The following is an 18425-nucleotide window of genomic DNA, read 5'->3' as shown; positions in this document are numbered from 1 at the left end:
TTATTCTATTATATATATTGTTTCGATAAATGAAAAGGAATAAAATAGAACTTACACCAAACGTTATGATGGATAAGAATAGAATTTTCTATCAATTTAGTTTATTCCGTCAATAAAAGGATATGGATGCGTAAGGAGGAATTTTAATGAGAAATGTAGGATTGCCTGAAAAACATGGTTTATATAATCCAGAAAATGAACATGATGCTTGCGGAATCGGTTTTGTAGCGAATGTCCAAAATAAAAGTTCGCATAAAATTGTAATGCAAGGGATTCATATGTTATGTCAGCTTAAACATCGCGGCGGTGAAGTTGGCGGAGATACGGGTGATGGTGCGGGCATCTTATTAGAAATTTCAGACGCATTTTTTAGAAACGTTTGCAGCGAACAAGGTATTACATTGCCAGAAAAATTCGCTTATGCAGTCGGAATGATTAATTTTCCGAAAGAGGAAGAAGAACGTTTACTTTTGATGAATCAATTAACAGAAATTGTAAAAGACGCTGAACAACATTTTCTCGGCTATAGAAAGGTGCCGACAGATGCAAGTAAAATTGGTGTTGGCGCGAAAAAAACGGAGCCTGAGATTTATCAAATTTTTATTGGAAAGAAAGAAAAGCTATCTGAAAAGGAATTTGAAAGGGAACTTTATTTAATTCGCAAACAAATCGAAAATTTCGCTAAGACGCAAGACTTAAAAGGGACTTTTTATGTACCAAGCTTATCTACGCGAACGGTTATTTATAAAGGGATGTTACTTCCAGAGCAGATTAGCGCGTATTATTTGGATCTCGCAAGTCCGGAATACACATCTGCTTTTGCGCTTGTTCATTCGCGCTTTTCAACGAATACATTTCCCAGCTGGGAGCGGGCGCATCCTTACCGTTACTTGATTCATAACGGTGAAATCAACACACAACGCGGAAATGTCAACTGGATGAGGGCTCGTGAGAAACGCGCAGAAAGCCCACTTTTTGGAGAAAAGCTAGAGAAAGTTTTGCCAATCATTGATGAAGCAGGGAGTGACTCGGCCACGCTTGATAATGCGCTTGAATTCCTTGTGCAAACAGGAAGAACACTACCTCATGCGGCGATGATGCTTATTCCGGAGCCGTGGGATAAAAATAAAAATATGACTGGTAAGAAACGGGCGTTTTATGAGTATCACGCGACACTTATGGAACCTTGGGATGGCCCGACTTCTATTTCATTTACAGATGGCCGTGTGATTGGTACGATTTTAGATCGCAACGGTTTGCGCCCGGCACGTTATTATTTGACGAAAGAAGGCACGATTATTTATTCGTCTGAAACGGGAGTTGTACCGGTAGATGAAAGTGACGTGATTAAAAAAGAAACCGTTGGCGCTGGTCAAATGCTTTTAATTGATTTAGAAAAAGGGCGCATCGTCCCCGATTCAGAATTAAAAGGCGCGCTTGTTGAGGCAGAACCTTATGCAGAATGGCTCGAAAATTTAAGCGATATCGAGGAACTTGTGAACGACCAACAGGACGATTTCGTGCCACTTTCAAAATCAGACTGCTTTAAGCTAGAACAGGCCTTTGGGTATACACAAGATGAACTAAATAAAATTTTAATTCCAATGGTGACCGAGAAGAAAGATCCAATGGGAGCCATGGGCTATGATGCCCCACTTGCCGTGCTTTCAAAGCGACCACAACTTTTGTTTAACTACTTCAAACAACTATTTGCGCAGGTGACGAATCCGCCTATCGACGGCCTTCGTGAGGAAACCGTTGTGTCTACGATGACGCTTCTAGGCGACGAAGGAAATATTTTATGCCCGAGCGCACAAAACGCTCACAGAATCCGCTTGAAGACGCCCATTTTAAACCGTAAGGAATATGCGGCCCTTTTACACCAAACAAAATTTAGCGTAGAAACTAGCGTTATTCCGATGCTATTCCAAAAAGAAGAATGTGATTCACTAGACGCGCGCCTAGAACAACTTTTTACCCAAGTAGAAGAAGCTATTCAGTCAGGCAGTAAGCTAATTGTCTTAACCGATGAAGGAACGAACGCAGACTGGATTGGCATCCCTTCCTTACTGGCGACGAGCGGCTTGCATCAGCACTTAATTAAAAAAGGTTTAAGAACAAAAGCGAGCTTGATTATTAAGACAGCTGAGGCACGCGATGTTCATCAGTGTGCGACTTTAATCGGCTACGGAGCGGATGCGATTTTCCCTTATCTCGCTATTCATGCTTTTCATGATCTAATTGAGCAAGGGCGAATGAAAGGTTTCACACTGAATGAGGCTGAGGAGAGATATACGGAAGCCTTAACAGATGGCATTTTAAAAGTGATGTCGAAAATGGGAATCTCTACCGTGCAAAGCTACCGCGGTGCGCAAATTTTTGAAGCTATTGGTATCAGTACTTCTGTTACCGAAATATATTTCCCAGGAACTGCGAGTGTTTTATCTGGAATTCCACTTGATATTATTGCAAAAGAAGCGTGGCTTAGACATCGACAAGCCTTTCATGACATCGGTTACCAAGCTTTTACCCTCGATTCAGGCGGTGAGTATCAGTGGCGTTCAAACGGTGAGTATCATGTGTATAACCCACTTGCGATTCACTCCTTACAGCGCGCCACACGTGAAAATGACCGGGAAGCTTATGATTTATATGCTGATTTAATGCAAAATCAAAATCAAGCTTTCTTACGAGGGTTGTTTGACATTCAAACAGACCGTTCGCCCGTCCCGCTTAGTGAAGTAGAACCTGCTGAAGAGATTTTTAAACGGTTTAAAACGGGGGCAATGTCATACGGTTCAATTAGTCAAGAAGCTCATGAAGCGCTCGCTGTCGCCATGAATCGCATTGGTGGCAAAAGCAATAGTGGCGAAGGCGGTGAAGATCCAGAACGCTTCACGAAAGATGCAAATGGAGATCTAAGACGAAGTGCTATTAAACAAGTAGCATCTGGACGTTTTGGAGTCACAAGTCACTATCTTGTCAATGCAGAGGAATTACAAATTAAAATGGCGCAAGGAGCAAAACCAGGCGAAGGGGGACACCTACCCGGTAAAAAAGTATATCCGTGGATTTCTAAAACGCGTGGTTCAACAACTGGAGTGGGCCTCATTTCACCACCGCCGCATCATGATATTTATTCCATTGAAGATTTAGCCCAACTCATTTTCGATTTAAAAAATGCAAATCAAAATGCACGCATTAATGTCAAACTCGTGTCTAAAACAGGGGTCGGTACCATCGCGTCTGGTGTGGCAAAAGGAAATGCCGATGTCATTTTAGTGAGCGGCTATGAGGGCGGAACTGGTGCTGCTGCTAGAAGCAGTATTCGTCATACAGGCTTACCTTGGGAAATTGGTCTTTCCGAAACACAACAAACGCTCCTTTTAAACGGCCTAAGAAATCAGGTCGTCCTAGAAACAGACGGCAAAATGATGACCGGAAAAGACGTTCTCATCGCGGCATTACTTGGTGCAGAAGAATACGGTTTTGCAACCGCACCGCTCGTCACATTGGGCTGTGTCATGATGCGTGTTTGTCATATGGACACCTGTCCGGTTGGTGTCGCGACACAAAATCCAGAACTGCGTAAAAAATTCGCTGGCAGTGCAGATTACGTCGTGAATTTCTTCCAGTTTATCGTTTCTGAAATGCGTGAAATGATGGCGGAATTAGGTTTTCGCACGCTAGACGAACTGATTGGTCAAAAACAATATATCACTTTAAATAACCGTAAAGAAGCTCACTGGAAAGCCAAATATTTAGACTTTAACAATATGCTTTATACGGATGATTTTTATAAAACGCAAACCCAAATTTGCACAAAAACGCAAAATCATAAATTGGAAGAAACGCTGGATTATAGAGCGATTTTAGCTCAAATTAAACCAGCACTTGAAACGGGTCAAAAAGTTACAGGAACTTTTAAAGTTCGAAACATCGACCGGGCGGTAGGAACAATTACTGGTTCGCTTGTAAGTCACAAGTACGGCGCAGAAGGTCTCCCAGAAGATACGATTGATTTAACGTTTAAGGGTGCTGCAGGTCAGAGCTTTGGCGCTTATACTCCAAAAGGAATGACGCTTCGAATCATTGGCGATGCAAACGATTATTTTGGAAAAGGGCTGTCAGGCGGGAAGTTAATTGTAGCACCGGGCGAAGAAACACCAATTGATCCGCACGATTCGGCTGTTGTTGGGAATGTCACACTTTACGGGGCAACTGGCGGAGAAGCGTATATGTTAGGAAAAGCGGGTGCCAGATTTGCCGTTAGAAATAGTGGTGCGACCGCTGTTGTAGAAGGAATCGGGGATAACGGTTGTGAATATATGACAGGGGGAGCGGTTGCCATTCTAGGCGAAGTAGGCGATAATTTCGCAGCCGGGATGTCAGGCGGAGTAGCCTATGTTTATACGAAAGACAAGGAAGCATTTTCGAAAAAAACAAATCACGAACTGGTTTCGGTTAGAGGGGTTGTTTCACTTCGGGAAAAAAATCGTTTGAAGGATATGCTGATTCGCCACGCCGCCTATACGGGGAGTGAGTCTGCGAAACAAATTTTAAACCAATTTGAAGAAGAACTGGCGCATTTTGTGTATGTTATTCCGAATGAATATGAGGTGATTTTGCGGCGGATGGAAGAACTTCAAGAAACTGGAAAATCGCATGATGAGGCTGAACTGGCTGCATTTTATGAACTAACGACAGAAGCGCCAAAAGTTCAGGTCGAGTAAAGGAGGCGATGAATCATGGGAAAATCTACAGGTTTTATGGAATATGACCGAATCCCGGCACGCGTTCGCGACCCTAAAAAGCGGACGCGCGACTGGAACGAATATAGTTTACCGCTTCCGGAAAAAGATTTGACGATTCAAGCAGCACGTTGTATGGACTGCGGCGTCCCTTTTTGTAGTGTAGGGATGGAGATTAAAAATGGCGTCTCTGGTTGCCCGCTAAACAATTTAATCCCAGAGTGGAATGATGCAGTTTATCGCGGAGAATGGGAAGAAGCGCTCCAATTATTACTCAAAACAAATAATTTTCCGGAGTTTACGGGGCGCGTTTGTCCAGCTCCATGTGAAGGGGCGTGTACAGTAGCCATTTCAGAACCAGCTGTAGGAATTAAATCGATTGAAAAGGAAATCATTGATTACGGATTTCGCTCTGGTCTAATCAAACCAGAACCACCTTTAAAACGAACAGGCAAACGGATTGCCATTATCGGTTCCGGCCCAGCAGGTCTTGCATGTGCGGACCAGTTAAATAAAGCAGGGCATTATGTGACCGTTTTTGAAAAAAGTGACCGCATTGGTGGCCTTCTCATGTACGGGATACCTACCATGAAATTAGAAAAAGAATCCGTTACGCGCCGAGTCAATTTAATGGCCGCTGAAGGTGTAGAATTCGTAACAGGCGTAAATGCCGGCGTTGACATTAAAATGGCCGATTTAAAACAAGATTTCGATGCCATCGTACTCGCAACCGGCGCAAGCAAAGCGCGTGATGTGAATATCGAAGGCCGGGATGCAACAGGTATTCATTTCGCAGTCCCGTACTTAACCCAGAGCATCAAAGATAATTTAGAAAATGAAGGCAAACAAACTTTATCCGCTAAGGGGAAAAAGGTAGTCATCATTGGCGGTGGGGACACCGGTGCGGATTGTGTTGCGACAGCTCTTCGGCAAGGAGCAAGCTCCATCCACCAATTCGGCCACCGAGGAAAACTTCCGGAACTGCGGACAAATCAAAATCCTTGGCCTGAATACCCCCATATTTTCCAAATGGACTATGCGCATGTTGAAGCAGAAGCTGTTTTGGGCGCTGACCCACGTGAATATCTTATTAGCACAGTAGCTTTTGAAAAAGATCAAGACGGGCGTTTAACTGGCCTGCATACCATCCAAGTTGATCATGATATTGAAAATCATAAATATACAGAAATCCCTGGCACGGAACGTTTCTTTGAAGCTGATATGGTTCTAATTGCAGCCGGCTTTGCTGGTGCTACGGACGACATTTTTACAAACTTTAACGTTGCTAAAACCAATCGCCATACGATTGATGCGGCAAAAGGATTTTATCGCACCAATGAAGAAGCCGTATTCGCTTGCGGTGATGCCAGATACGGCCAAAGCCTCGTTGTAACAGCAATCGCTGAAGGAAGAGAAGCGGCAAGAGAAGTCGATTTTTATTTAATGGATGAAACATTTTTACCTTAAAGAGGCTGGGACAAAAAGAAAGTTTCAAGCAAATAAATAAAAAATAAAAGAACCAAAATCAAGCAATAGAGCCATTTTGATAAATGGATTTCGCATGATTTTTGGTTCTTTTTTAATTATGTCCCAGACTCTTTAAGGTTAGGTTATTAAGTGGGGGTAAATTTATTTCTCCATAGAAAATGCAGTATGAGAAACATCGTGTAATAAGCCAGCCATTTACTATTCAAAAGAGCCATTGGGCTTTCTTAAGTTTGAATTAACCTGAGTTAGTTTTTTTGATAAAGTTATTAAATATTTTATAAAGTTCGAATCTAAAAATTATGCTTTTTGGATTTTTTATGTTGACTAAAGAATGGGTATTACGAATGAAAGGGGTGATTTCAATCTGAAATATGGTTTGGACCTCTTTTAAAAACGGTTATCATCCATAATTAGAATTTTCTGTTTTTAATAATTTGATTGTTGAAACGAAGAAAGCGATTTCGTGATATAATAAAAGCATCCATGACTAATAGGATTTTTTATTTATTATATACAACAAAGAGGGGATGAAGATGACAGAACTTTACATTAAAGAAACTAGATTTAAATTGATTAAGTTAGGGCAACGGTGGTACCTTGTAGGAAAGGAGCTAACTTCATGAGCCGAATTGACATCCAAGAAGTCCGTGCTTTCCAACATGCCCTAAAAACCGCTATATTCTCAGATACAATAAAACAGCCATAGAGTATTAGGAGGAGAAACATGGATTTAAAAAATGAAATGGAGGTTAATTTTAAAAAAGAGAAAAGGTTTAAATATAAATGATAATTTTGGAATAGCAAAGTGTTGGAATGAAATGACGATACTATTAATTCAAAATGAAGATGAAACAATAGATTATCTTAATGAGTGTAATGAAGATTATTTATATTATATCAGTGAAATTTTTGAAGATATATCTGAACAATTTCAAAGCAAAAGATTTATTACTTATTTAAGAAAACTTGATAAAAAATTTCCTAAGTTAGATATGACCAAAGATATTGATATTGCTGAAAGTTACATTGAAAATTAAGTGAAAAGGCACTCTATCACTCGACAGGAATCTAAAGATAGTGCCTTGACTAATAAGCAGTAACTCCCTAATCAAGTTGTCAATAGTTAACAAAAGCTAGTTGTACTTATTGTATAAAAATTTATTATTATAAAAAGAAGCGATTTACTTTTATCGTTTCTTTTTATATACCTATACTAATATTTCCACTTAAATAAAGTCACGAGAGCTACTTCTAAGACTTACTCATCGCAAAAAGGTCTACTACATGGATAGAACCAAATACTCAGGCGCAATTGGCGGCACACTGCGAGCAACCGCTTATGTAGAAGATTGGAAAATCAAAGGAGTCGAGGTTATTTCTGAAAAGCCACTTAAATAGGAGGAAATGAAATGATAGATTTTGAAGAGTTGAAAAAACAATATTTAATTTTATATTATGCTGTAAGAGAGTACGGGGATTCAACAAATAGTTCGCAACTAAAGAGCCTTGAACAACTATTAGTGGAACTAGATAAAGAATCTCCAGATATTAAGAGAATTAAAGATTTAAATCTTTCTTTATATCCACCACATGATGGTATTAGTGAGTTTTTTGTATGGGATGATAATTTTGAAAAACGATTAGACTTAAATGAACCTATAGATAATGCAAAGAAAATTACATGGGAAATGCTAAACTAAATAGTTTTTAATTGAGTCCTCTATAATGCAATTAGAGAATATTAAAAGTTGACTAGAACCGAGAGCTTTGGAGATGGATCTAAGGCTCTTTTTATAGTCGTGTTTGAGAATTACTATTAGACGCCAAATAGAAAACACAAGAGAAAGGAGATTTATCGGTGGATTTTGAATTAACACTATTACAGTTATAATTGCTGTCATAAGCCTTGTAATTTCTTCAATATAAGAAACTCTTTTTAAAAACTATCAATTAAAGCTATGAAAACTAGAACGTCAAAAAAATTTTCTCGGTTATGATGATTTTGAAAGAAAGATTTAGCATTTTAATAATCTGGTATCTTCTAAAAGCAGAAAGAGAATTTAATAACTTAATTTATGAAAGTCTAGAGTTTATGATTTCTGGATTTTTTAGTAGATGAAATAAAACCAGGATACTTACCATTAAAGCAACTATACTAGAGGTATATTAGAATCGTACAAAAGAGGTTAAACTGGTATAATAAAGGAAGCACATATGCATTCTCGTCACTTAAGAGAAACTAGTGATGGAAAATTCACATACATTTGAAATAGAGACAAACATCTAACAAGCAATTTTCGTATGTTTGGAAAAAAACTAATAAATAAAACATAAAAAAAGAAAGAAGGCGTGTTATGTTCAGGCAACACGAGCTAATTCAATTGTCTGATTTACTTAGTATTACCGCGAAGGAAGACTTTGAAATAATTAAAGCCGAAGAATTACTAGAGGCATGTACTAAGGATGATGAATTGAAGTTTACATTACTACATTACTCAGAATCTTTGAATGCAGAGGTGAGACATTTTATTTTTGAAAATTTGTGGCATTTTTCTGGAAAAGATGTTAGAACAGCCGCTTTAAAACACTTACAAGATTCGGATACTATTGTACAAATAGATTGCATTGAAATACTGAATAATTACGATGATATTGAAGTGATTGAGGCACTAAAATGTAAATTGGCTGATCGTGATGAGCTCATACGTTGTTTTGCAGCCGAGTCTTTAGCGGATAAGAAAAGTTCTAAAATACTTGCTTTTCTTTTTGAGAAAGTTAAGACAGAAAAAAGTGAGCTTGTGCTTACAGGTTTATATTATGCAATTTATACTCAGGGTGAGATGCAGTTTTTAGAAAAATTACTACATCAATTGGAAAGTTACAATCACAGAGTCATAATCAGAGCCTTATTAATGCTAGAAGCTATTTCGGATAAAAAAAATTATCCTATTATTTTGGAGGCAACTCAAAATTTAGCTTCAAAGCCTGGTGTACCGATATCTGTTTTTGAAAAAGCGAATTCCGTAATTGATAATCTTAATAATACGTTCAACATAAAATAAAATATATGTACAAAAAATGAAGGAGCAATTGGTATAAAAAAGTTTCAACTAGTGCATTAATTATTTGGATAATCATATTTTGAGGGTATTTTATCCGTTTATGCATTAATATAAGCTAACCCAAGTGGGTTAGCTTCAGACTGCTGACAAACGGCAATCTTCGTTGTTAGGGCATCCGTTCCGGTGCGCTTCGCATAACTTCTCACATGGTCAGGCCAACTACGCCTTCCCTGTTTTCAGTCATCACGTACTCGAGTACGCTCCGCTCCGGTACTCGGCCCTGCCTAGAATCTCACCATTTGTCAGCAGTCTGATTTTGGTGAGAAGCGTTTTGTTTTGCTTAAACTTTGAGTTTTTCTACAAGCTGAGCTAACCCAAGTGGGTTAGCTTTTTTGGTAATGAAATTTCCTACGCTTCTTCAGCGCTTAAAGCAATTAGATCAAAAAACTTCGATAGCGTATCGCATTCTTCATCGATTTGATAAGGATAGCCTTCCATATTTGTGTAAACAGTTGGGTCCGCCATATCGAAGTCCTTCACTTTGATGAAAAATTCGCAGACACTGACAGATTCACGTCCAATTAACAAATAATCATCTTTTTCATTCGCAGACTCTGGAACAACTTTCCAAAACTTTTTAATATAGTCAGCTGTTTCGATTTTAATATCGTCTAAATCATCCATATGACAGCCCATCCCAGAATCACTTATTTCATCAAACCAACCAATGGTTAAAAAATAGTCTTCCAGTTGTTTGGGCATGCCACCTAATTCAGCTTTTCTTTGGCTCACTTTTTCTCTTGAAAATGGAAATAGTTCAATTTCAAGTCCGATTAGTTTGTCTTTTAAATCCTGTAATGTAATAGATTTCATACTTTTCGCAACCCTTCTTGAAGTGATTTTTATTATTTGTGAATCAAATATCAATCTAACGAAGTCATCATAACGTAGCCTATTTTTTATGTCAATTAAATAAAGGTACAAAAAAAAGAAAAAAACTATAGTTTGTCACATGGACGACAAACTATAGTCCTAAAATTGATATTATTTCATTCCTGATACATTGAATCCTTTTAAAATATATTTTTGGAACATCATGAAAATAAGTATAACAGGTATAACCATGAAGGTTGAACCAGCCATTTGTAAAGCATAATTACTACTATACTGACCTTTCAGTAGTTGCAACCCAACTGAAAGTGTGTAATATTTTTCATCATTCGCGATGATGAGGGGCCATAAGAATGAGTTCCATCCAGCGATAAAGGTTAAAATCCCTTGCACAGCCAGAACGGGACGTGAAATCGGAATAATGATCCGCCAAAAAATATAGAACTCACTTGCGCCGTCTAGTCGTGCTGCTTCAAGTAAGTCATCGGAAATGGTTGACATAAATTGGCGGAATAAGAAAATTCCAAAGGCGCCGACTAAACCGGGGAGGATAATCCCTGTCATGGTGTTCGTTAACCCCATCGCATTTAAAATTAAATATACAGGAATCATTGTGACCTGTCCGGGAATCATCATGGTCGCTAGGACTAGGTAAAAGAGCTTGTTTTTACCTTTAAACTTAAATTTAGCAAAGCCATAACCTGCCATAGCATTAAAGAAGAGGCCGACAAACGAGAAAAGGACGATGACGAGTGTATTTTTTAAATACACACTAAAGTTCATTTCTACAAAGAGCATCTTAAAATTTTCCCAGTTAAAAGATTCTGGCCAAATTGTTGGAGGAATTTTTAAAATTTCCGCATCCGTTTTAAAGGAGGAGAGAACCATCCAAATGAACGGCAAAATCATAAAAAATCCGCCAATCGTTAAAATAAGAATAACAATTAGTTTTGACATGCGTGATTTCTCAGTATATGGATTCATTTTTTACTCCTCTCAAATTACATCGTATTGTTTTTTCTTTGTAAACGGAATTGCAGAAGGGTGACGATAATGATGGCAATAAATAAAATAAATGATCCTGCTGCTGCATAACCAAATTTACTAAATTGGAAACCATTTTGATAGATAAATAAGGCAACCGAGTTTGTGCTATCAAGTGGCCCACCTTTTGTCATAACAAATGGTTCCTCGAAAAATTGTAGCCAACCAATTAAAGTTGTCACACTAACAAAGAAAATAGCGAAACTAAGAAGGGGCACAGTAATCTTAAATAGCTGTTGGAAGTTACCTGCACCATCTAGTTGAGCTGCTTCGTAATATTCTTTTGGAATGCCCTGAAGTGCGGCTAAAAAGATAATCATATTCACCCCAATGGCGCGCCAAACAGCAAGAATAATAAGTGATATTTTGGCAATCGTAGGGTCTTGTAACCACGGAACTGGAGGAAGATCGATGAGTGATAGTAAGTAGTTAAATAGACCAAATTGCGGGTTATATAAATAACTCCAAACGACGGCTACCGCTACAACGTTTGTAATAGAAGGCGTATAGAAAATTAAACGGAAAAATTGAAAAATCTTGGCTTGCGAAAAATTAATCATAATCGCAATGGCAAGAGAACAAACGATAACAAGAGGAACACCGATAATCACATAGAAAAGGGTATTTCCAATTGATTTTATAAAAATTGGATCTTGTAAAATATTCACGTAGTTCTCAAAACCAATAAAATTAATCTTTGAAAAATCTGCCAGACCCGTTAAATTAATATCAGTGAAGCTAATAACGAATGCCACAACAATCGGGATTAGTGAAAAAAGAATAAGTAAAATTAGCGCTGGCGAAATAAAAAAATAAGGTGTATGACGATTTAAAAACTGTTTCATGGCGCTCCTTTCTTATGAAAAAACGGGGCAGACTGCGCCCCGCGGTATTTTATTTCTTGAGTAAATCGACGACTTGTTGGTTAAACGTATCCATTTGTTTTTGTGGATCGGCACCGCCGCGATAAATTTGTTCCCAGCTCTTCAAATAAGTTTGTGCAATTTCTTCAAATTGCGGAATAAGTGGCATTGGTTCAGCGTCTTTCATTTGTTCACCAAATACTTGATAGAACTGATCTTCTTTAAGCGTTTTATCTTCCCATGCTGCTTTACTTGCTGGCATTGAATTTGTATCTTTTAGCCATTTTAATTGAACTTCTGGTTTACTCATAAATTCCATAAATTGAATAGCCTGTTTTTGTTTCTTAGAATATTTAAAGACAGTTAAGTTTGCGCCACCTAGGCTAGAAATATTATTTTCTTTTTTAGGTAGAACAGCAGTAGCCCATTTTCCTTCAATATCAGGGATTGTTGTTTTGACAGTATTCACCATCCAAGGTCCACTAATAAACATTGGAACAATTCCGTCACCGCCAAATGTTTGTGCCGCATCCATTCCTAAATCTGTTTTAGGTGCAGAGCCATTTTCAATAAAGGAATCTAAATATTTAACGGTGTCTACAAATTCTTTTTGATTAAAAACAGGTTTTGTGTTGTCATCTGCAATTAATTCAGAGCCGTTTTGGCGTCCGAACATAAAACCTAAAGTTTGTTCATTAGCATCTACATTGAGGCCGTACATATCTTTACCGCGTTTAGAAAGTTTAAGCGCAGCGTCAGAAAGCTCATCCCATGTTTTAGGGGGCTCATTGTAGCCTACTTGTTTAAGTAAGTCCGTACGATAGAATAAAACGCGTGTTTCAGCATACCAAGGAACACCGTAGTATTTGCCATCAAATTCGGTTGTTTTTACTGAACCTGGGAAAAATTTATCCGGATTCATGTTGTCACTCGCTTTGACTTCCTTCGAAATATCTTGGATAGCGCCAGCTTCTACAAATTCAGGCATCCATGTAGTTCCCATTTGAAGAACATCGGGTCCGCTTTTTGATGCAACAGCTGTAAGTAACTTGTCATGTGCATTGGCCCAAGGAATAACTTGAACTTTTACATCAATACCACTTTCTTTAGTAAAATCTTTCGCTAGGTCTTTTAGTGATTTTGCTTCATCTCCCATTGCCCAAACGGTTAATGTATCTTTGTCGCTAGAGTCACTCCCGCTCCCAGAACCACAAGCTGCCAAAACTAAACTTAAGGATAAAACTAAAACAGACAAAACAATACTCATTTTCTTCTTCATTATTTTTACCTCCGTTTTTTATGACGCATTTTCACAAACTTATAACTTTATAGAAACGTTTCGATGGGATTATTATAATATGAAATGTAATCGGTTTCAACTGTTTTTTTCTAAAAAAAATAAAAAAAAGCTTGTAAAACGGCTGTATATAATACTTTTTTATAAAAACTTATTATATTTGTTAAAAAACTTTTTTTGCCATTTTAATAGTAGAAAATAAAAAAATAGAGGATTAATGAATGTGAAACAACAAAAAAGATTGACTATAAAAAAGAAAGCGCTTATACTGTTGTTATATTTGAATAGAAACGTTTCGATTTACCATTTGTTATAGGAGGCTGTTATGGATAAAAAATATTTGGAAGACTTACTTTTAAAAATGACGCTTGATGAAAAAATTAGTCAGATGATGCAACTTTCACCTATTTTTTTCAAAGGAACAGAAATGCAAGGTGAAATTACTGGCCCAATGGAGGAACTTCATTTAACAGAAGAAATTATTAAAAATGCGGGTTCAGTTTTAGGTTCGAGTTCTAAAAAAGATATGTTGCAAATTCAAGAAGCACATATGGAAACAAATCGTTTAGGAATCCCACTTATCTTTATGGCAGATATTATTCACGGGCATAAAACTATTTTTCCGATTCCGCTAGCACTAGGCGCATCCTTTAGTGAAGAAATAGTTGGTGAAATGGCCCGAGTATCAGCGCTTGAAGCATCAGCAAGTGGTCATCATGTAACATTTTCCCCGATGGTCGATTTAGTTCGTGATCCTCGCTGGGGGCGTGTGATGGAATCGACCGGAGAAGATCCTCATTTAAACAGCCGTTTAGGTGCAGCAATGGTTAAGGGCTATCAAGGTGAAAATTTATTAGAAGATCATACGCGACTCGCTGCTTGTGTGAAACATTTTGCGGCATATGGGGCACCGCAGGGTGGGCGTGAATATCATACAGTGGACATGAGTATGCGCGAGTTTTATCAAAATTATTTACCTGCTTATGAGGCTGCACTAGAAGCAGGAGCGAAAATGGTGATGACATCTTTTAATGTACTTGATGGCGTTCCAGCCACTATGAACAAATGGCTAAATCGTGACGTTTTACGGAAAGAACTAGGGTTTTCAGGCGTCCTCATTTCGGATTGGGGAGCTGTAAAAGAAGTGATTAATCATGGGACAGCAGCTAATACAAAAGAAGCCGCTAAAGGCGCCGTTCTCGCTGGGGTAGACCTAGAAATGATGACCGAATGCTACATTACAAGCTTAAAAGAGCTCGTAGAAAGCGGAGAAGTAGCAGAAAGCTTAGTAGATGAAGCCGTCATGCGGATGCTAGTTTTAAAAAATGATTTAGGCCTTTTTGAAGACCCTTATCGAGGGTTAAAGGTGAGTGAGCGAACCGGGGACATATTATCCGCTAGAAATCGCCAAGCAGCAAGACGAGTAGCGACTGAATCAGCCGTGCTTCTCAAAAATAATCAAAACATTTTACCACTTTCCACAGACCAAAAAGTCGCGTTTATCGGACCGCTTGCAGAAAGTAAAGATGTACTAGGCGGATGGGTGGTGTATGGCGAAAAAAGTGACGCTGTATCCATTTATGATGCTTTTTCCGGAAAGTTTAGCGAAACAAAATTTGTCACAACCGACTATGAAACGATTTCTGAGGCGGACTACAAACGCGCTGAAGATGCTGCTAAAGATGCAGATGTCATCGTTTTATGTGTAGGTGAGAAAAGTGAGTGGAGCGGTGAAGCGGCAAGCCTTGCCACCATTCGATTACCGGAGGCGCAATATGAACTCTGCAAACGAATTGCCGCCGCTAATTCATCTGTTGTCACCGTATTATTTAACGGTAGGCCGCTTGATATAAAGGAGTTAGTTCAAAATTCAGAAGCCGTTTTAGATGTCTTTTTCCCAGGAACGGAAGCTGGAAATGCGATTTTTGATTTATTAACTGGAAAAGTCAATCCTTCGGGGAAACTTTCCATGACGATTCCTCAAACAACAGGGCAAATTCCGATTTTTTATAATGAGTTACGTACTGGTCGCCCGAAAACAGAACAAAATGCGGGTGAAAAATATTTGTCGCAGTATTTGGATATACCTAATGAACCGTTATTTCCATTTGGTTTTGGCTTAAGCTACACACATTTTGCCTTAACCGACATCAAAATGAAAAAGGAAATAGCGGTGGGTGAATCCCTTACGGTTGATGTGACAGTTCAAAACACGGGCGAATGCGCCGGCAGTGAAGTTGTTCAAGTGTACCTTTTTGATGTCACGGCAAGTGTTTCAAGGCCGCAAAAAGAATTGAAGGCGTTTCAAAAAGTGTATTTAGAATCGGGCGAAAAGACAACACTTTCATTTATTTTAAACGAAAAAGATTTTTCATTTTATTTACCGGATTTAAAAGTTGTGCAAGAAGAAGGTATCCACCATGTTTTCGTGGGTACGAGTAGTTGCGATGTGAAAAGTTTTGAGGTTAGGGTGGTTAGATGATTACGACGGAAAAAGGTTTAGTAAAAGCAAAGTTTTTTGAGACGGGGCACATGCATGCGCTTCTGTTTGATGGGGTTTTAGTTAATCAAGTGTTGCAAAATCCGCTTGAAACACGTTTAGGGCAAATTTTCTTGCGAACGGAGGCGGCATTTTATCCTTTGTTAAACGAAGAGGCGACATTTTCATATCATGAAGAGGCTTTTCGTTATGAGGGAACGTTACCTATCGGGACGTATACGGTTACTTTTCGAATTCATGAGTCAGGCTGGTTTTATGAATGTGAAACGGATATTGAAACGAGTTATGATTTGATTTATGTTCAGGATCTAGGGCTTGCGGATGTCGGCGCGGTTAGGACGAATGAGGCTTATATGGCCCAGTATATTGACTACAATGTGCTTGATACAGAACGCGGAAAAGTGGTTTTAGCGCGGCAAAATCAGCCGCAAAGTGGGAATCAATTTCCGGCTGTTGAACTAGGCGGTTTTCGTACCATTAAACGATTTGTAACGGATGGATTTGATTTTTATGGTACGGGGATTAAATTGGGGGAATCACCACAAGGATTAATTGGCGAAGGGCTTAAAAATCGAAAATGGCAATATGAAATGGCGATGGTCGGGCTTCAAACGGACCTTTTACATGGCCAAGAAAAAACGGTTTTTTATGGCTTTTTAACGCGTAATCAAGTGGAGGCGACACACTTTGCGACGTCGGTTGAAACACTAAACGCCATTTTTGAAGGTCTGACGCATAAGCCTTTTAAAGCGGGCGTTAAGGCGGTGCGCCGTTACCAAATTTCAAGTGAAGTAAGGGGAAACGCGGCATCACAAAACTGGCTGAATGCACACTATGCGGCACGCCAGTTTGAAGAGAAGTCGGACGATCAAACGTTGAGCTTTTTTACCCCAGAAAAAACGCATGTGGTTCTAAAGGAGAAAGAACGCCTGGTGGAGCGTCATCACGGTACGATTTTACTTGACCAAGTAGACTTGCTTCATCCTGAAAATACGCTTGCGGCAACGGTTTATATGAGTGGCGTTTTCCATTCACATGTGACACTTGGGAATACGAATATGAATAAGTTTAGCTCGCATCAACGAAATGCGCTTAATTTGTTACAAACAAGTGGTCTGCGTATTTATTTACGCGAAAACGAGAAGCTCCATTTACTTACAATGCCAACTGCGTTTGAAATGCAGACAAATCGTGCTAAATGGATTTATGTGTTAGCGGATGATACGCTAGTTGTTGAAACGAAGCTTTCAAATGGCAGTAAAATGGTGTCAGTTGCCATTTATTCTGAACAAGGTAAAAAATATGATTTTGTGATGACAAATCAAATTAGCATGGGGCCAAATGAATATGAAAATGAATTTTCACGAGTTGAAAAAAATGGGACTTTATTTTATACACCAAAAGATAATCCACGTTATCCCAATTTAGCCTACCATGTTTCTGGTGATTTTGATGAAGTCACAGATGAGCGTTTTATCGCGGAATCGGCAGTAGGAACAGCGGACTTAGATTGCTTTATTTACACGCAAAAAGAAGTAGCCCATTTGGACATTCAAGCAACACTAGACGGAGAATTTTTTGCAGAAAAAGAAGAGACGACAGAAGCATTTTACGAAGCGCTACTTTCGAAATTTAAGCTTGCTCATGACTCCACTTTTGCTGAAAAATACAATATTACGGCCTACTGGTATGCGTATCAAATGTTGATTCATTATGCCTCACCGCACGGGCTCGAGCAAGGAAGTGGTGCTGCTTGGGGAACGCGAGATGTGTCTCAGGGACCATTTGAATTTTTCCTTGCCACTGGTCATAAAGACGTGCTACGTTCCCTTATTTTAAAAGTATTTTCTCACCAATACAAAGAAACGGGCGACTGGCCTCAGTGGTTCATGTTTGATAAATACGAAAATATTCAGCAAGAAGAAAGTCACGGCGATGTTATCGTATGGCCACTTAAAATGGTCGGTGATTACCTCCATTATTCAGGAGATACAAGCATTTTGGAAGAAAGCATCCCGTATATTTCGGTGACAACGAAAAGTTATACAGACCAAAAAGAAACATTAAAAGCCCATATCGAAAAAGCGGTTTCGACTATTGAAAGTCGCTTTATGAAAGGGACGTCACTTTCCAATTACGGCGATGGCGATTGGGACGATACACTTCAACCGGCTAATAACGAGCTGAAAAAACGAATGGTATCCAGCTGGACAGTCGCTTTAACCTATCAAGTAATGACCGCACTTGGAAAAGAAATGCCAGAAGGAGCCAGGTACGAAATACTTGCTAGCGCCATTCAAGAAGATTTTAAAACGTATATGTTACAAGATACAGATGTGATTCCTGGTTTTATTTATATGAAAGATGAACACACAGCAGAATTTATGATTCATCCAAAAGATAAAGAAACCAAAATTGATTATCGTCTTATTCCGCTTACAAGAAGCGTAATTGCTGAACTTGTAAGTGATAAACAGCGTAAGAAAAATTTACAATATTATTGAAGAGCATTTACTTCATCCAGACGGG

At 38.7% G+C, this 18425-nt stretch carries 11 protein-coding genes; 7 read left to right on the top strand and 4 right to left on the bottom strand.

The features are described from left to right. Positions 1-146 precede the first annotated feature (146 nt). The 5 genes from gltB to LFLEISCH_RS04875 all read left to right on the top strand — a co-directional run bounded on the left by gltB (position 147) and on the right by LFLEISCH_RS04875 (position 9301). Entirely contained in the window at positions 147-4733 is a 4587-nt protein-coding gene (gene gltB / locus LFLEISCH_RS04895; RefSeq protein WP_007473632.1) for a glutamate synthase large subunit, read from the top strand. A 15-nt stretch (positions 4734-4748) separates the two neighbouring features. Then, a complete protein-coding gene (locus LFLEISCH_RS04890) occupies positions 4749-6218 on the top strand; it encodes a glutamate synthase subunit beta (RefSeq protein ID WP_007473630.1) in 1470 nt (489 codons plus the stop codon). A 758-nt stretch (positions 6219-6976) separates the two neighbouring features. After that, on the top strand, positions 6977-7276 hold the full coding sequence (locus LFLEISCH_RS04885) for a hypothetical protein (RefSeq protein WP_007473628.1): 300 nt from the start codon (positions 6977-6979) through the stop codon (positions 7274-7276). Positions 7277-7648: 372 nt separating this feature from the next. Next, the gene (locus LFLEISCH_RS04880; protein WP_007473626.1) at positions 7649-7939 is read left to right on the top strand and encodes a hypothetical protein; all 291 of its coding nucleotides are present in this window, start codon (positions 7649-7651) and stop codon (positions 7937-7939) included. Between the two features lie 681 nt (positions 7940-8620). Next, entirely contained in the window at positions 8621-9301 is a 681-nt protein-coding gene (locus LFLEISCH_RS04875; RefSeq protein WP_143211942.1) for a HEAT repeat domain-containing protein, read from the top strand. Between the two features lie 408 nt (positions 9302-9709). On the opposite strand, the gene LFLEISCH_RS04870 is transcribed toward LFLEISCH_RS04875, so the two are convergent. The 4 genes from LFLEISCH_RS04870 to LFLEISCH_RS04855 form a co-directional block, all read right to left on the bottom strand. Beyond that, entirely contained in the window at positions 9710-10174 is a 465-nt protein-coding gene (locus tag LFLEISCH_RS04870) for a hypothetical protein (RefSeq protein WP_007473621.1), read from the bottom strand. Between the two features lie 171 nt (positions 10175-10345). Further along, positions 10346-11176: a carbohydrate ABC transporter permease gene (locus LFLEISCH_RS04865; protein WP_007473619.1), complete on the bottom strand. Its 831-nt coding sequence runs from the start codon at positions 11174-11176 to the stop codon at positions 10346-10348. A 17-nt stretch (positions 11177-11193) separates the two neighbouring features. Then, entirely contained in the window at positions 11194-12081 is an 888-nt protein-coding gene (locus LFLEISCH_RS04860) for a carbohydrate ABC transporter permease (RefSeq protein WP_007473617.1), read from the bottom strand. A gap of 49 nt (positions 12082-12130) precedes the next feature. Then, a complete protein-coding gene (locus LFLEISCH_RS04855; RefSeq protein WP_007473615.1) occupies positions 12131-13378 on the bottom strand; it encodes a sugar ABC transporter substrate-binding protein in 1248 nt (415 codons plus the stop codon). Positions 13379-13721: 343 nt separating this feature from the next. On the opposite strand from LFLEISCH_RS04855, the gene LFLEISCH_RS04850 reads away from it, so the two are divergent. Both LFLEISCH_RS04850 and LFLEISCH_RS04845 read left to right on the top strand, forming a co-directional pair. Beyond that, a complete protein-coding gene (locus LFLEISCH_RS04850) occupies positions 13722-15878 on the top strand; it encodes a glycoside hydrolase family 3 N-terminal domain-containing protein (RefSeq protein ID WP_007473613.1) in 2157 nt (718 codons plus the stop codon). Further along, on the top strand, positions 15875-18400 hold the full coding sequence (locus LFLEISCH_RS04845; protein ID WP_007473610.1) for a GH36-type glycosyl hydrolase domain-containing protein: 2526 nt from the start codon (positions 15875-15877) through the stop codon (positions 18398-18400). Before LFLEISCH_RS04850 ends, LFLEISCH_RS04845 begins: the two co-directional genes overlap by 4 nt. Positions 18401-18425: the final 25 nt, after the last annotated feature.

Source organism: Listeria fleischmannii subsp. fleischmannii LU2006-1 (assembly GCF_000344175.1).
GTDB classification, from domain to species: Bacteria; Bacillota; Bacilli; order Lactobacillales; family Listeriaceae; genus Listeria; species Listeria fleischmannii.
The sequence above is the reverse complement of the archived record's forward strand: the minus strand, read 5'-3'. Positions and strand labels throughout refer to the sequence as shown.

Excerpts from the sequence above, each read along its gene's own strand:
- LFLEISCH_RS04860 (WP_007473617.1), bottom strand. The coding sequence starts at position 12,081 with ATGAAACAGTTTTTAAATCGTCATACACCTTATTTTTTTATTTCGCCA.
- LFLEISCH_RS04885 (WP_007473628.1), top strand. The coding sequence starts at position 6,977 with ATGAAATGGAGGTTAATTTTAAAAAAGAGAAAAGGTTTAAATATAAAT.
- gltB (WP_007473632.1), top strand. The coding sequence starts at position 147 with ATGAGAAATGTAGGATTGCCTGAAAAACATGGTTTATATAATCCAGAA.
- LFLEISCH_RS04845 (WP_007473610.1), top strand. The coding sequence starts at position 15,875 with ATGATTACGACGGAAAAAGGTTTAGTAAAAGCAAAGTTTTTTGAGACG.
- LFLEISCH_RS04880 (WP_007473626.1), top strand. The coding sequence starts at position 7,649 with ATGATAGATTTTGAAGAGTTGAAAAAACAATATTTAATTTTATATTAT.
- LFLEISCH_RS04890 (WP_007473630.1), top strand. The coding sequence starts at position 4,749 with ATGGGAAAATCTACAGGTTTTATGGAATATGACCGAATCCCGGCACGC.
- LFLEISCH_RS04865 (WP_007473619.1), bottom strand. The coding sequence starts at position 11,176 with ATGAATCCATATACTGAGAAATCACGCATGTCAAAACTAATTGTTATT.
- LFLEISCH_RS04870 (WP_007473621.1), bottom strand. The coding sequence starts at position 10,174 with ATGAAATCTATTACATTACAGGATTTAAAAGACAAACTAATCGGACTT.
- LFLEISCH_RS04855 (WP_007473615.1), bottom strand. The coding sequence starts at position 13,378 with ATGAAGAAGAAAATGAGTATTGTTTTGTCTGTTTTAGTTTTATCCTTA.
- LFLEISCH_RS04850 (WP_007473613.1), top strand. The coding sequence starts at position 13,722 with ATGGATAAAAAATATTTGGAAGACTTACTTTTAAAAATGACGCTTGAT.